The sequence below is a fragment of the Variovorax nivicola genome (assembly GCF_051216475.1).
Taxonomy (GTDB): Bacteria; Pseudomonadota; Gammaproteobacteria; order Burkholderiales; family Burkholderiaceae_C; genus Variovorax.
On sequence record NZ_JBPJZK010000001.1, the window covers coordinates 1,371,057 to 1,384,024 of the forward strand.

The 12,968-nt window shown below is 66.6% G+C and carries 16 protein-coding genes; 3 read left to right on the plus strand and 13 right to left on the minus strand.

Annotated elements, in window-relative coordinates:
• Positions 1–9: 9 nt before the first annotated feature.
• From ACSFBF_RS06525 to ACSFBF_RS06545, 5 genes are read right to left on the minus strand one after another with little or no spacing between them, the layout of a single operon-like run.
• Positions 10–558: a hypothetical protein gene (locus tag ACSFBF_RS06525; RefSeq protein ID WP_435465513.1), complete on the minus strand. Its 549-nt coding sequence runs from the start codon at positions 556–558 to the stop codon at positions 10–12.
• Between the two features lie 4 nt (positions 559–562).
• Positions 563–1,309 carry a 23S rRNA (guanosine(2251)-2'-O)-methyltransferase RlmB gene (rlmB, locus tag ACSFBF_RS06530; protein ID WP_435465514.1) on the minus strand — a complete coding sequence of 249 codons (747 nt, stop codon included), beginning with the start codon at positions 1,307–1,309 and terminating at the stop codon, positions 563–565.
• Between the two features lie 42 nt (positions 1,310–1,351).
• Entirely contained in the window at positions 1,352–2,335 is a 984-nt protein-coding gene (locus ACSFBF_RS06535; protein WP_435465515.1) for an inorganic phosphate transporter, read from the minus strand.
• Positions 2,336–2,339: 4 nt separating this feature from the next.
• A complete protein-coding gene (locus ACSFBF_RS06540; protein WP_435465516.1) occupies positions 2,340–2,831 on the minus strand; it encodes a hypothetical protein in 492 nt (163 codons plus the stop codon).
• Between the two features lie 55 nt (positions 2,832–2,886).
• The gene (locus ACSFBF_RS06545; protein ID WP_093052161.1) at positions 2,887–3,597 is read right to left on the minus strand and encodes an ABC transporter ATP-binding protein; all 711 of its coding nucleotides are present in this window, start codon (positions 3,595–3,597) and stop codon (positions 2,887–2,889) included.
• A 36-nt stretch (positions 3,598–3,633) separates the two neighbouring features.
• Between ACSFBF_RS06545 and ACSFBF_RS06550 the strand changes: the two genes are divergently transcribed.
• Entirely contained in the window at positions 3,634–4,266 is a 633-nt protein-coding gene (locus ACSFBF_RS06550; RefSeq protein ID WP_435465517.1) for an arylesterase, read from the plus strand.
• Between the two features lie 58 nt (positions 4,267–4,324).
• Here ACSFBF_RS06550 and ACSFBF_RS06555 read toward each other — a convergent pair whose 3' ends face one another.
• Positions 4,325–4,528 (minus strand): hypothetical protein, encoded by a 204-nt coding sequence (locus ACSFBF_RS06555; protein ID WP_093052173.1) that lies wholly within the window; start codon positions 4,526–4,528, stop codon positions 4,325–4,327.
• A gap of 114 nt (positions 4,529–4,642) precedes the next feature.
• Positions 4,643–5,836: a PLP-dependent transferase gene (locus ACSFBF_RS06560; RefSeq protein ID WP_093176665.1), complete on the minus strand. Its 1,194-nt coding sequence runs from the start codon at positions 5,834–5,836 to the stop codon at positions 4,643–4,645.
• Positions 5,837–5,926: 90 nt separating this feature from the next.
• On the opposite strand from ACSFBF_RS06560, the gene ACSFBF_RS06565 reads away from it, so the two are divergent.
• Together ACSFBF_RS06565 and ACSFBF_RS06570 are read left to right on the plus strand one after the other, a co-directional pair.
• The gene (locus ACSFBF_RS06565; RefSeq protein WP_435465518.1) at positions 5,927–6,775 is read left to right on the plus strand and encodes an AraC family transcriptional regulator; all 849 of its coding nucleotides are present in this window, start codon (positions 5,927–5,929) and stop codon (positions 6,773–6,775) included.
• A gap of 90 nt (positions 6,776–6,865) precedes the next feature.
• The gene (locus ACSFBF_RS06570) at positions 6,866–7,315 is read left to right on the plus strand and encodes a VOC family protein (RefSeq protein WP_435465519.1); all 450 of its coding nucleotides are present in this window, start codon (positions 6,866–6,868) and stop codon (positions 7,313–7,315) included.
• A 28-nt stretch (positions 7,316–7,343) separates the two neighbouring features.
• Here the strand turns inward: ACSFBF_RS06570 and ACSFBF_RS06575 are convergent, their stop codons facing one another.
• From ACSFBF_RS06575 to hflK, 6 genes are read right to left on the minus strand one after another with little or no spacing between them, the layout of a single operon-like run.
• Positions 7,344–7,868: a phosphoribosyltransferase gene (locus tag ACSFBF_RS06575; protein WP_081269111.1), complete on the minus strand. Its 525-nt coding sequence runs from the start codon at positions 7,866–7,868 to the stop codon at positions 7,344–7,346.
• Between the two features lie 17 nt (positions 7,869–7,885).
• A complete protein-coding gene (locus tag ACSFBF_RS06580) occupies positions 7,886–9,217 on the minus strand; it encodes an adenylosuccinate synthase (protein WP_435465520.1) in 1,332 nt (443 codons plus the stop codon).
• Between the two features lie 23 nt (positions 9,218–9,240).
• Positions 9,241–10,401: an ATP phosphoribosyltransferase regulatory subunit gene (locus tag ACSFBF_RS06585; protein ID WP_435465521.1), complete on the minus strand. Its 1,161-nt coding sequence runs from the start codon at positions 10,399–10,401 to the stop codon at positions 9,241–9,243.
• 56 nt (positions 10,402–10,457) lie between these two features.
• A complete protein-coding gene (locus tag ACSFBF_RS06590; protein WP_081269108.1) occupies positions 10,458–10,646 on the minus strand; it encodes a DUF2065 domain-containing protein in 189 nt (62 codons plus the stop codon).
• Between the two features lie 16 nt (positions 10,647–10,662).
• Positions 10,663–11,562, minus strand: a complete 900-nt coding sequence (gene hflC / locus ACSFBF_RS06595; RefSeq protein ID WP_093176659.1) for a protease modulator HflC — start codon at positions 11,560–11,562, stop codon at positions 10,663–10,665.
• 17 nt (positions 11,563–11,579) lie between these two features.
• Entirely contained in the window at positions 11,580–12,953 is a 1,374-nt protein-coding gene (gene hflK, locus ACSFBF_RS06600; RefSeq protein WP_435465522.1) for an FtsH protease activity modulator HflK, read from the minus strand.
• Positions 12,954–12,968: the final 15 nt, after the last annotated feature.

Genomic DNA, 12,968 nt, shown 5'->3' on the forward strand with positions numbered 1-12,968 from the left:
AGCATCACTTCAGCGGCGAGCTGCCTTTCGCTCGCTTTCCCAGTAAACCGTGCTCCAACTCGCCCGGTTCAACTCGCGATCGCGGTTGTAGTAGATACGGCCGCGCTCGGCGTCCCAGCGCACCAGCCGCACACCGGCCACGGGTTGATCCTGCGCACCGGTCGGCGAGCCGTATTGCCTGGACAGCGCGCGCGCCATATTGGTATGCCGCCAGTTCGGCACGTCGATCTTGATGGTGGAGAGTCTGCCCTCCTTGAAGAAGAACGCGACCAGCAGGGCCTGCACCTTGTGGAAGGACTTAATGTTGGCGTAGCAAGTGCGGTCACCCATCGAACGCAGCGCACGCTCGTCGACACATCGCAGCTCGGGCAAGTCCACCGCGGCGCGCACGTCGGCCTCAGTCATGTCCGAGGAGAAATCGTTGAGCGAAATCTCTAGCGGCGATGTCGCCTTGGTCAGTGATTCGATGTTGGCATCAACCAGTTGGCGATTGGTGAAGTAAAAGCCTCCCAAGCCGAGCACAACGAGCAGGAAGAGTCCTGAAACGAGGGTTCGCATGGCCTCAAAGACCGCGCTGCCGCATCGCCTCGTAGAGGCACACGCCGCTCGCCACCGAGACATTCAGGCTCTCGACCGCGCCAGCCATCGGAATGCTCACCAGTTCGTCGCAGGTCTTGCGCGTGAGCTGCCTCATGCCTTCGCCTTCGGCGCCCAGCACCAGCGCCAGGGGGCGCTTGAAGTCGCTCTGGTAGATCGTGCCCGGCGCGTCGTCGCTGGTGCCCACGCACCAGATGTTGCGCTCCTTGAGTTCGTTCAGGGTGCGCGCGAGGTTGGTGACCATGAAGTACGGCACCGTCTCGGCCGCGCCGCTGGCCACCTTGGCCACGGTGGCGTTGATGCCGGCCGCGTGGTCCTTGGGGGCGATGACCGCATGCGCGCCGGCACCATCGGCCACGCGCAGGCAGGCGCCGAGGTTGTGCGGGTCGGTCACGCCGTCGAGCACCAGCAGCAGGGGCACGGTGCCGGCCTCTTCGAGGCCTTCGAGCAGTTCGTCGAGCGAGCGGACCTGGGCCACGGGTTCGACCCGCGCCACCACGCCCTGGTGGCCGTGGCTGCCGCTGAGCTTGGACAGCCGCAGGCCGTCGGCCTCGACCAGCCGCACGCCGGCTTCCTGCGCACGCGCGATGAACTGTTTCATGCGCGCATCGCGCCGGCTGGCGTCGAACATCACTTCGAGCACCGATTTCGGCGCGGTCTTGATGCGCACGCCCACGGCATGGAAGCCGAAGATCACTTTGGGGGAAGACATCCCTGGATTATCCCTACCCCGGGGCCTGCCCCCTTCGCGTGGTCAGGCTAGGGGCAAACCGCTGAGCGCACGGGTGCGCTCGTCGTGCAGTTCCTGCACCGCCAGCGCGCTCGGATGCACCTTCGCACCATTGCCCACGCTCTCCAGGTACTGGCACGCGGCGTGGCCCTCGGCCGCCTTTTCGTAGCGCGCGATCCAGGCGTCGCGCGCGGGCAGCTTCTCGGGCGACACCGGCCACACACCCGGCTGTGGCCGCATGTGCTCGCCGATGCCGATGCGCCAAGGCTTGGCGCTCAGCCGGGCACGAAAGCATTTCTGGTTGCGGCACATGCGTGCGTAGACCTTGTCGACGCCCATTGCATGAAAACAGTCGGCCACCGCGGTGTCGGCCGGGTCGAAGACATCGTGCATCGCCAGCACCCGGAAGCCCGCGGGCGTGCGGTAGATGCGCAAGTGCCAGTCGGGGTGCTGCTGCATGAAGCGCCCGATGCGCTCGGCCGCCCGCTTCTCAGGCGCGGGGTTGCCGCTGTGCTCGCCGCGCTTCTTGCGCTGGCCGATGACCCAGGCCACGACGAAGACCACGATGCCCGCGATCAGCCCGCCCAGCCAGGTCTTGGCGGCCCAGCCGCCGACCACTCCGGCGATCAGCGCCGGCACCAGCGCAAAGCCGAACACGCTGCCGCGCAAGGGCTCCTCGAAGTCGATGTCGACGAACAGCACGTCGGGCGTGTTGAGGCAGCGCGCCCCATAGGTGTTGCGCGTGATGACGGTGTCGCCCTGGCGCTCGACGATTTCCTCGCGGATCGGCGTACCGTCGGCGCCGTTGTAGGGCATCTTGCGTTCGCGGCGCTCGAGTTTCTCGCCCTTGTGAACGATGCGGTCGAAGGCATCGCGCGTGCGCTGGTCGGCGTGCGCCTGCGCGGCCAGCGGGCTCTCGTCCGACCAGCCGAAGCGGCGCACGGTGAACTGCTTGCCGGCCACGCTCTCCTGGATACGGCCTTCGGCCCAGAACTGGGGAACGATCATCGACTCAAGCCTTTCCGGCAAACAACAACCAGGCCATGACCGCCGCCAGCACGATGATCAACGCCGGCAGCCATTTGTAGCCGTCGCCGTGCACGCGGCCCGGTTCGTCCATCGGGCGGCGCGGCATGTGCTGGGTCAGGGGGCTGAAACTGCCGAGCGCCGGATCGTCGTGGTTGTCGACCAGCCGCTTGGCCGCAGACAGGCTCAGGCCCGTGGCTTCGCGCGTGAGGCGAATGGCCTCGATCTTGTTGCCCTGCGCCAGGGCTGCAAGTGCGATGGAGGGCATCGAGGCGAAGCCGCGGTCCTGCATGGCGGCGGCAGGCGCGCCGCGTCCGCTGGCATCGCCTTCCCCCCGCTCCAGCCTGTCGGCGTAGTGATCGACAGCGTCCTTGGCCGACTTGAGGTCCACGCCCGTGCGATCGCGCACGATCTTGATGGCCTCGATCATCCTGCCGCGCTGCAGCGCCAGGACGGCGTCGGGCGGAAGCTCCTCCATGAATATCTCCTGTGTGGCTGGCTATTTACTTATGTTTAATAGCTTATTGCGCTTGTCAGGCGGGCGCCAGAGCCACTTTTTCATTAAGTGCGACACGACCGGCCTCGATGGTGATGCGTCGCTCGCATCGGGCCGCGATGCCCCGGTCGTGGGTGACGAGCACGAGCGTGGTGCCGAGCTCGCGATTCAGGTCGAACATCAGCCGCATCACCTGCTCGCCGGTGGCGAAGTCGAGGCTGCCGGTGGGCTCGTCGGCCAGCAGCAGCGCCGGTTGCACCACGAAGGCTCGGGCCAGCGCCACGCGCTGCTGCTCGCCGCCCGAGAGCACCTTGGGGTAGTGTCCGAGCCGCTGGCCGAGGCCGACGCGGCCGAGCATTTCGGTGGCCGCCTTGCGGGCGTCCTTGCGGTTGGCCAGCTCCAGCGGCAGCATCACGTTTTCGAGCGCGCTCAGGTTGCCCAGCAGCTGGAAGCTCTGGAACACAAAGCCCACGCGCTGCGCGCGCACGGCGGCGCGCTCGTCCTCGTCGATGGCGAAGATGTCTTCGCCGGCGATGCGCACCGTGCCGCGCGTGGGCGTGTCCAGCCCCGCAATGATCGACAACAGGGTGCTCTTGCCGGAGCCGGAGGCGCCGACGATGGCTGCGGTTTCCCGCGCGCCGAGGGTGAAATCGATGTCCTGCAGAATGTCCAGCGTGCCGGCCGAATCGGTGACGGACTTGAAGACATGCTCGACGGCGACAATGGCATCAGACGGGGGTTGGGACATGGAAAGGCTTTGGTTTTGAATCGACGTGACTTTATCTTGACCACCGCCGCGCTCGGCAGCGCGGGGCTATGGACGACAGCGGCGCAGGCCCAAGTACCGACGGCTGGCAAGCCGGTGATCCTGGTGCTCGGCGATTCGCTGAGCGCAGAGTACGGCCTCAAGCGCGGCGAAGGCTGGGTACCCTTGCTCGAAAAAAGGCTTGCGCAGCAGAAGATCGCGGCCACCGTGGTCAACGCCAGCATCAGCGGCGACACCAGCTCCGGCGGGCGCTCGCGCCTTGCTTCGCTGCTCGCGCAGCACAAGCCCAGCCACGTGGTGCTGGAGCTCGGCGCCAACGACGCTCTGCGCGGCCTGCCGCTCTCGGACACGGAAAGCAACCTGATGCAGATCACCAAGGCCGCGCAGGCTGCAGGCGCGAAGGTGCTGATCGTCGGCATCCAGGTGCCGCCGAACTACGGCGGCGACTACACGCGGCGCTTCGAGGCGGTGTTCTCCAAGGTGGCGGGCGCGACCAAGTCTGCGCTCGTGCCCTTCCTGCTCAAGGGCGTGGCCGATGCGCCCGACGCGCTCTCGCTGTTCCAGGCCGACCGCATCCACCCGACGGCCGCGGCGCAGCCGCAACTGCTGGACAACGTCTGGCCCGAGCTGCGCAAGCTGCTGCCGAAATAAAAAAACCGCCGCAGGCGCAGGCCTGCGGCGGCTTCTTGATGGGTACGCCAGGAGCGGATCAACCGTTCTTGGTGGGCAACTCGGGCACCGTGGGTGGATCGCGTTCGAGCGAGGCCACATCGGTTTCCGGGTCTCCGGGGGCCAAGCCGTCGCTGCTCGGATTGAGTTTGCGGTTCGCCTTTTCCCGGAGCTTTTCTTCCTTCTTCTTCTTCTTGGCCAGCTCTTTCTGGCGCTTCTCGTAGCCGTAATTGGGTGTTGCCACTGCTTCTCCTTGGGCGAGGCAGTCAGGGTGACTGCGCGTGGCCTACTGTAAGCGATAACGGTGCAGTCCCAAGACGGTACCCAATGACGCTCTCAGAGAGCGGGAAGCGATTTTTTACATCCGCGCCAGCGCCTGCTGCAGATCGGCACGCAGGTCCTCCACGTCTTCGAGGCCGATCGAAAAACGAACGAGCGTGCCCTTGTAAGGCCAGCGCGCCACGGAGGCGTCGCGCATCAGGCCAATGTCGTACGGCACCACCAGGCTGATAGGGCCGCCCCACGAATAGCCGAGGCGGAAGAGCTGCAGGCTGTCGCAGAAGCGGTCGACCTGCTCGGTGCTGTAGCGCTCGTCGAACACCACCGAGAACAGGCCTGCGGCCAGGTCGGTCTCGCCGCACAGCGCGCGCCAGTGCACGTGCCCGGGCGAGTCTTCGAGCGCTGGGTGCAGCACCTGCGCGATCTCGTCGCAGCCGTTGAGCCAGCCGGCCAGCTCACGCGCCGCGCGGTCGTGAGCGGCATAGCGCAGCGCGATGCTGGGCAGCGAGCGCAGCAGCGTCTCGACATCGCCCACGCCGATGCCGAAACCCATGCGCATGTGCGTGAGCTTGAGCGCGCGGTGCAGCCGCTCGTCGCGCGTGATCACGCTCCCCATGAGCACGTCGCCGCCGCCGCTCGGGTACTTCGTGAGCGCGTGCACCGAGATGTCGACGCCCTGCCCGCTGTCGTTGAAATCGAAGGGCGCAAAGGCCAGGCCCGCGCCCCAGGTGTTGTCGAGCGCAGTCATCACGCCGCGCGCGCGGCAGACGTTCACGAGTGCGGGCAGATCGGGAAACTCCATCGTCACCGAGCCCGCTGCCTCGACCCAGACCAGCCGCGTGCGATCCGACAGCTTGGCGGCGAGGTCGGCCGGATTCATCGCGTCGTACATGCGGTGGGTGATGCCGAAATTCGCCAGCTCGCCGGTGGCCAGCGCCTTGTTAGGGCCGTAGGCGTTGTCGGGGATCAGCACCTCATCGCCGGTCTTGAGAAAGGCGAACGACACCAGCGAGATGGCCGCCAGCCCGCTGGGCACGAGCAGGCATTCAGTGCCGCCTTCGAGCGTGGCCAGGCGCTCCTCAAGCGTGAAGGTGGTGGGCGTACCGTGCAGCCCGTAGGTGTAGCCGGCCTTGGTGCGCCAGTCGCGTGCGCGCATGGCGGCCACGTCGGCGAAGAACACGGTCGATGCCTTGAACACGCCGGGCTGCGGCGCGGCGAAGGTGGCGGGCGGAACGTAGGGGTGGTGGATCAGGGTCGTGGAAGGCTTGCTCATGGAGCGATGCTAGCGCGAGCGCCGCATCCGGGGATTTCGCGGGCGGGGTGATTGCGCCGCGTGGCGGCTCGGCAGACACTTCCCGCGTCCATGCAGCTGACCCGACCACCCTCCCCCCATCTGCGCCCCTTCGTGCGGCTCCTGTGGGCCTCCGCGCCCGATGGGCCGCACGAGGAACAGCCGGGCGCGCGCGAACACGTGCTGCCCACAGGTGGCATGCACCTCGTGTTCCGGCTTTCGGGGCCGCCCCTGCGCCTGTTCCATGACGATGCCGATGCACAGGGCTTCACGGTGGGTCATGCCATGGTGGGCGGAGCCCGCTCGGCGTTTTTCGTGCGCGACGTGTCGGTGCAGACGCGCTCGGTGGGCGTCATGCTGCAGCCGGGTGCGGCCATGGCGCTGCTCGGCGTACCCGAGGACGCGCTGGCCGACCACCACACCTCGCTGGACGCGCTCTGGGGCGCGGACGCAGACTTCGCGCTAGAGCAGTTCCACGGCACCGACTCGCTGACGCGGCAACTCGCGATCGCCGATGCCCTGCTGGGCGCACGCCTCGCCGCCTCCGCAATGCACGGACTGCATCCCGCGGTGGCACAGGCACTGGCCAGCATGGCAAGCGCGAGCGCCCGTGACGACGATGCGCAAGCCGGCGCCATCCGCGAACTGGTGAAGCAAAGCGGCTACAGCCACAGGCGCTTCATCGCGCTCTTTCGCGGCATGACCGGCCTGGCGCCCAAGCAGTACGCGCGCATGCTGCGCTTCGACCGCGTGATCGGGCAGTTCGCCATGGACCCCGCCCAGCCCTGGGTCGATCTGGCGCTGCAGGCCGGCTACAGCGACCAGGCGCACTTCAACCGCGACTTCCTGGCCATCGCCGGTATGTCACCGCAGGCGTATCGGCGAGCGGCGCCAGCATCGTCCCGGCATGTGCGAATCTGACTACGAGCCCGCAGGTCAAATTTGTTCAAGACCTGGAAAGCACCGGCCACCAGAATCGCGCCTATCTCATCAAACCGACCGGACAAGACCATGGCCATCCACGAACTGTTTCCGTACCTCTGCGTCCACGATGCCGGCGCAGCCATCGAGTTCTATTGCAAGGTCTTCGAGGTGAAGGAAATCTTTCGCCTGACCGAGCCGAGCGGCCGCATCGGCCATGCGGAGCTGGACTTTCACAACGGCGCGATCCTGATGATCTCGGACGAATTCGCCGAGTTCAACATCCACAGCGCGAAGACGCTGGGCGGCACGGCCGTCACGCTGCACCTGCACGTGGACGATGCCGACGCGGTGGTGGCGCGCGCTGTCGCCGCGGGCGCCACGCTGAACATGGCCCCGCAGGATCAGTTTTATGGAGAACGTTCCGGCGTCTTTCACGACCCGTTCGGCCATCGCTGGAACGTGGGGCACAGCATAGAGAAGCTGACGCCGGAAGAGATGCAGCGGCGCTACACCGCGATGCTCAGCGACGCCGGATGAGCCGGCGGCGCTGTCTATTGCCGATGAATCAGACCGACCACTTCTCGATCAGCTTCTCGGCGCCCATGGAGTCGTAGCCTTCGAAGGGCTGATGGATCCACGGGTTGGTGGCAAGAAATTCCACCTGGTAGTCGGGCGTGAATGTCGACAGCGCCTTGGTCCAGATCACGGCGCTGCGCAACTCGGTGATGGGCGGGTAGTTGTTGCGCAGCATGTCCATCACGGCATGCAGCGTGTGGCCCGAATCGGCCAGGTCGTCGACCAGCAGCACACGGCCGGCGATCTCGCCCTTGGGCGTGGTGATGAAGCGGGCGATGTCGAGGTGGCCCTGCACCGTGCCGGCGTCGGCGCGGTACGAGCTGGTCGACATGATCGCCAGCGGCTTGTCGAAGATGCGCGAGAGCACGTCGCCGGGACGCATGCCGCCGCGCGCCAGGCACAGGATCGTGTCGAACTGCCAGCCCGACTGGTGCACCTTGATCGCGAGCTTTTCGATCAGGTTGTGGTACTCGTCGTAGCTGACATAGAGATGCTTGCCGTCTTCGGTCAACATGGTTCTTCTTTTCCTCTTCAGTCGGCCAAATAAGGGTGGCGCATCATGATCGTGTGGTCGCGGTCGGGGCTGGTCGACACCATGTGGATCGGCACACCGGTGACCTGCTCGATGCGCTGCAGGTAAAGGCGCGCGTTGACCGGCAGCTTGTCGTACTGCGTGACGCCGACGGTGCTTTCGCTCCAGCCTTCGAGGGTTTCGTAGATCGGCGTGCAGCGCTCGATCTCGTCGGCGCCCATCGGCAGGATGTCGGTGATCTCGCCGTCGAGTTCGTAGCCGGTGCACAGCTCGAGCTTTTCGAGGCCGTCCAGCACGTCGAGCTTGGTGATGCACAGGCCCGAGAGGCCATTGACCTGCGCCGAGCGCTTGAGCAGCGCGGCGTCGAACCAGCCGCAACGGCGGCTGCGGCCCGTGGTCACGCCCTTTTCGGCGCCCACGGTGCTCATGTGATAGCCCGGGGTGCCGGGTGTGGCCCAGTCGAGTTCGGTGGGGAACGGACCGCCGCCCACGCGCGTGCAGTAGGCCTTGGTGATGCCGAGGATGTAGTGCAGCATGCCCGGGCCCACGCCCGAACCGGCGGCGGCATTGCCGGCCACGCAGTTGCTGGAGGTGACGTACGGGTAGGTGCCGTGGTCGACGTCGAGCAGCGTGCCCTGCGCGCCTTCGAACAGCAGGTTGGCGCCGTTCTTGTGCGCGTCGTTCAGCTCGCGCGAAACGTCGGCCATCATGGGCTTGAGCAGCTCGGCGTGCTTCATCGCTTCGTTGAAGACTTCGTCGAAATCGATGGCCGGCGCGCTCAGCACCTGCGTCAGCACGTGGTTGTGCAGGTCGAGCAGCACGCGCAGCTTGGCCGCGAAGCGCTCGGGGTGCTTCAGGTCCTGCACGCGCAGCGCGCGGCGGGCGATCTTGTCTTCGTAGGCCGGGCCGATGCCGCGGCCGGTGGTGCCGATCTTCTCGATGCCGCCCTTTTCACGGTAAGCCTCGCGCGCGATGTCGAGTGCGGCGTGGAACGGCAGGATCAGCGGGCAGGCCTCGCTGATGCGCAGGCGCGAACGCACCTCGACGCCGGCCTTCTCCAGCCCTTCGATTTCCTCGAAGAGCTTGGCGGCCGACAGCACCACGCCATTGCCGATGTAGCACTTGACGCCGGGCCGCATGATGCCGCTCGGGATCAGGTGCAACGCGGTTTTCACACCGTTGATGACCAGCGTGTGGCCCGCGTTGTGGCCGCCCTGGAAACGGACCACGCCCTGGGCGCTTTCCGTCAGCCAGTCGACCAGCTTGCCTTTGCCCTCGTCGCCCCATTGGGTGCCGACGACGACCACGTTTCTTCCGGTGGTTACGCTCATGCTCGTTCCATTACTTCAAAAATTCAGATCGCTCGGACATTCCACTGGCCCGCCTGCTCGACGAGCTCGCGGTCGCAGTGGAATTCATCGATTTCGCTGCCATGGCCCGGCAGCACGCAGACTACCGTTTCACCGGACTTGCGCAATTGGGCAATCGCCTGACGCAGGCCGGCCGCGTCGCTCCAGGGCGCACGGATGGCAGCGCGCAGCGGGCGGGCCGGCAGCACGCCGACCAGTTCGCGCACGTCGAGGCTGAAGCCGACGGCCGGACGATTGCGGCCGAACACGGCCCCCACTTCGTCGTAGCGGCCGCCGCGCACCAGCGAATCGGCCGCGCCAGGCACGTAGATGCCGAAGCGCATGCCGCTGTAGTACGCATAGCCACGCAGGTCGGCCAGGTCGAAGCTGATCTGGCGGCCGGCCACGCCCTGCAGGCCAGCAGCGAGCTGCTTCAGATCGGCCAGGGCAGCACCCACGGCGGGCGTGCCCTTCAGGGCCTTGGCGGCCTCGTCGAGCACCGACGCGTCGCCGTACAGCTGGACCAGCGCACGCAGCCCCTCACGCGAGGCGGCGGGGAAATCCTTGGTAAGCGATTCGAGCTCGCTCGCATCCTTGGCGGCCAGCGCGGCATGCACCCGGGCCAGCGCAGCAGCATCGACCGGCACGCCGGCGAACAGGGCGCGCACGATGCGGGCATCGGCCAGGTCGACGATCACGCCATCGCGCAGGCCGGCGGCATCGAGGCAGTCGAGCGCCAGCAGCAGGGTTTCGGTGTCGGCCTCGAGCCCGGCATGGCCGTAGATCTCGGCGCCGAACTGCAGGGGCTCGCGGGTGGCGTGCGGGCGGTCGGGCCGGGTGTGGAGCACTGGGCCGCAGTAGCACAGGCGGGCCACGCCGTCGCGGTTCAGCAGGTGGGCATCGATGCGCGCCACCTGGGGGGTGGTGTCGGCACGCAGGCCCATGCTGCGGCCGGAGAGCTGGTCGACGAGCTTGAAGGTTTGGAGATCGAGCGCCTCGCCGGTGCCCGAGAGCAGCGATTCGAGATGCTCGAGCAGCGGCGGCATCACCAGCTCGTAGCCATAGCCACGGGCGGTATCGAGCAGCTGGCGTCGAAGTTCTTCGATGTGGCGCGCCTCGGAGGGCAGCACATCGGCAATGTGATCCGGGAGGACCCAAGCGGACATGGGGATCGGGGGCGTGGTTAAACCGGGATTCTACCGGGACCGCGACCAGCCCAAGACTAGGCCAGGATCCAGAGCAGTATCAAACCCAGCAGGATGCTGCAAAGTCCGAAGAAACGAAGCTGGCCGTCGCGCAGCTGCATGAGCTGCCCGAAGCCGCGCCGCCACCCTCCCGGCGAGACGAAAGGCAGGATCCCTTCGATCACCAAGACGAGCGCCAATGCGCTCCAGAAAGTGTCGGCGCTCACGGCTCCTGGCGAAGAATCAACGACGAGGGGCGTTGGTGGTTGAGCCCGAGCCTTGCATGGCGCGGAAGAAGTCCGACGATGGGTCAAGCACCATCACGTCGCTCTTCTTGTTGAAGCTCTGCTTGTAGGCATCGAGGCTTCGGTAGAACTGCGCGAACTGCGGATCGCGGCCGAAGGCCTCGCTGTAGGCGGAGGCAGCCTGGGCATCGCCCTCACCCTTGATCTTCTGGGCGTCGCGGTAGGCGTTCGCCACGATCACCTCGCGTTGACGATCGGCATCGGCGCGAATCTTTTCGCCTTCGGCCGTACCGGTCGAACGCAGTTCGTTGGCCACGCGCTTGCGCTCGGCTTCCATGCGGCGATAGACCGATTCGGTGATGGCTTCCACGTAGTCGACACGCGTGATGCGCACGTCGACCACGTCCACGCCCCAAGGCTTGGCGCCCTTCACCACCGACAGCACTTCGCGCTGCACGTCGGCCATGAGGGCCTCGCGGCGCACCGAGATCAGGTCGCGCACGGTGCGCTTGTTGATGTTTTCCTGGAACGCATTACGCACCACGCGGTTGAGCTGCATTGCACCGGCGTTCTCGTCGAGACCGACGTTGCGGATGTAGGCCTGCGGGTCGCTGATGCGCCAGCGCACGTACCAGTCGATCACCACGCGCTGCTTCTCGGCAGTGAGCATGGGCTCGGTGTCCACGCTCGACAGCGTCAGCAGGCGCTTGTCGATGTACGACACGTTCTGAAACGGCGGCGGCAGCTTGAAGTTCAGGCCGGGCTCGGTAATGACCTGTTTGATCTGGCCGAGGGCATAGACCACGCCGAACTGGCGCTGGTCGACCACGAAGAGGGTCGAGCTTGCCAGCACGAGCAGCACGAGGATCGACGTAGCGATGAATCCGATTCTGTTCATATTCTTTCGGGCCTTTCTCAACGCACGTCGCGGTCACGCGAGCGGCCATCGCGGCCACGCACATCGGTCGTCGCGGGGGCCACCGGGATCACCGAGGACTGGGCCGGCGCGGTGCCGGCAACGTTGGGACTTGCCGCATCGACCGGGGTGGCCGCGGCGGCGCCGCTGTTGCCGCTCATCTGCATGAGCTTGTCGAGCGGCAGGTACAGCAGGTTCGAGCCCTGCTTGGTGTCGACCAGCACCTTCGTCGTGCTGGCGTAGATCTGCTGCATGGCGTCGGTGTACATGCGGTCGCGCGTTACCTGCGGGGCCTTCTGGTACTCGGCCAGCACCGCGCTGAAGCGGCCGGCATCACCCTGTGCCTGCGCCACGATCCGCGCCTTGTAGGCCTCGGACTCTTCCTTCAGGCGCGAAGCCGTACCGGTGGCGAGCGGCACCACGTTGTTGGCATAGGCCTGCGCATCGTTCTTGGTGCGCTCGCGCTCTTGACCAGCCTTGAGCACGTCGTCGAACGCGGCCTGCACCTGCTCGGGCGGACGCACGCCGCCCTGCTGCAGGTTGATGCCGACGACTTCAACGCCGATCTTGTAGCGGTCGAGGATGGTCTGCATCAGCGCGCGCACGCGCGGTGCAATCTGGTCGCGCTCTTCGGCCAGCGCGGCGTCCATCTTCATCTTGCCGACCACCTCGCGCACGGAAGTCTCGGCCACCTGCACAACGGTATCGGCGGGCGACTTGCTCTCGTAGAGCCAGGCGCGCGGGTCGCTCAGACGGTATTGCACGGCGAACTTGATCTCGACGATGTTCTCGTCTTCGGTCAGCATGGCCGATTCGCGCAGGCCAGTGGAGCGCACGATGGCGTCGCGGCCCACGTCGGCGGAGCGGATCTGCGTGGTCACCACCACTTCGTGGCGCTGAATGGGGTACGGCAGGCGCCAGTTGAAGCCTGCGCCCACGGTGTTCTTGTAGCTGCCGAACTGCGTGACGACGGCCTGCTGGCCTTCGTTCACGATGAAGAAGCCGGTGCCGAGCCAGATCAGGACCGCCACTGCAGCCACGAGGCCGAGGCCGAATCCTGCGTTTTTCATGTCGGGCCTGTAGCCGTTGCCGCCACCGCCGCTGCCGCCGTTGGGGCGGTTGCCGCCGCCCTTGCCGCCGAAGAAGCCACCGAGCTTGCGATTGAGGTCGCGCCAGAGTTCGTCGAGGTCGGGCGGGCCCTGGTTCGGGCCTTGTCCGCGGGGACGGTTGTCGTTGCTGTTGTTGCCCGAAGGCGGGGGCGTCGGTGCGCCGGGGGGATTCGCATCGGGGGGCCGGTTGCCGGCCGGGCGGTCGCCGTTGGAGGACGACGGCTCGTCGCCGCGCCCCCATCGGCCATCGTTCAGGTTGAACATGCCCAGAAACCCTCT

Excerpts from the sequence above, each read along its gene's own strand:
- ACSFBF_RS06535 (WP_435465515.1), bottom strand. The coding sequence starts at position 2,335 with ATGATCGTTCCCCAGTTCTGGGCCGAAGGCCGTATCCAGGAGAGCGTG.
- ACSFBF_RS06545 (WP_093052161.1), bottom strand. The coding sequence starts at position 3,597 with ATGTCCCAACCCCCGTCTGATGCCATTGTCGCCGTCGAGCATGTCTTC.
- hflC (WP_093176659.1), bottom strand. The coding sequence starts at position 11,562 with ATGAACAGAATCGGATTCATCGCTACGTCGATCCTCGTGCTGCTCGTG.
- ACSFBF_RS06575 (WP_081269111.1), bottom strand. The coding sequence starts at position 7,868 with ATGTTGACCGAAGACGGCAAGCATCTCTATGTCAGCTACGACGAGTAC.
- ACSFBF_RS06585 (WP_435465521.1), bottom strand. The coding sequence starts at position 10,401 with ATGTCCGCTTGGGTCCTCCCGGATCACATTGCCGATGTGCTGCCCTCC.
- ACSFBF_RS06525 (WP_435465513.1), bottom strand. The coding sequence starts at position 558 with ATGCGAACCCTCGTTTCAGGACTCTTCCTGCTCGTTGTGCTCGGCTTG.
- ACSFBF_RS06565 (WP_435465518.1), top strand. The coding sequence starts at position 5,927 with ATGCAGCTGACCCGACCACCCTCCCCCCATCTGCGCCCCTTCGTGCGG.
- ACSFBF_RS06560 (WP_093176665.1), bottom strand. The coding sequence starts at position 5,836 with ATGAGCAAGCCTTCCACGACCCTGATCCACCACCCCTACGTTCCGCCC.
- ACSFBF_RS06540 (WP_435465516.1), bottom strand. The coding sequence starts at position 2,831 with ATGGAGGAGCTTCCGCCCGACGCCGTCCTGGCGCTGCAGCGCGGCAGG.
- hflK (WP_435465522.1), bottom strand. The coding sequence starts at position 12,953 with ATGTTCAACCTGAACGATGGCCGATGGGGGCGCGGCGACGAGCCGTCG.
- ACSFBF_RS06570 (WP_435465519.1), top strand. The coding sequence starts at position 6,866 with ATGGCCATCCACGAACTGTTTCCGTACCTCTGCGTCCACGATGCCGGC.
- rlmB (WP_435465514.1), bottom strand. The coding sequence starts at position 1,309 with ATGTCTTCCCCCAAAGTGATCTTCGGCTTCCATGCCGTGGGCGTGCGC.
- ACSFBF_RS06580 (WP_435465520.1), bottom strand. The coding sequence starts at position 9,217 with ATGAGCGTAACCACCGGAAGAAACGTGGTCGTCGTCGGCACCCAATGG.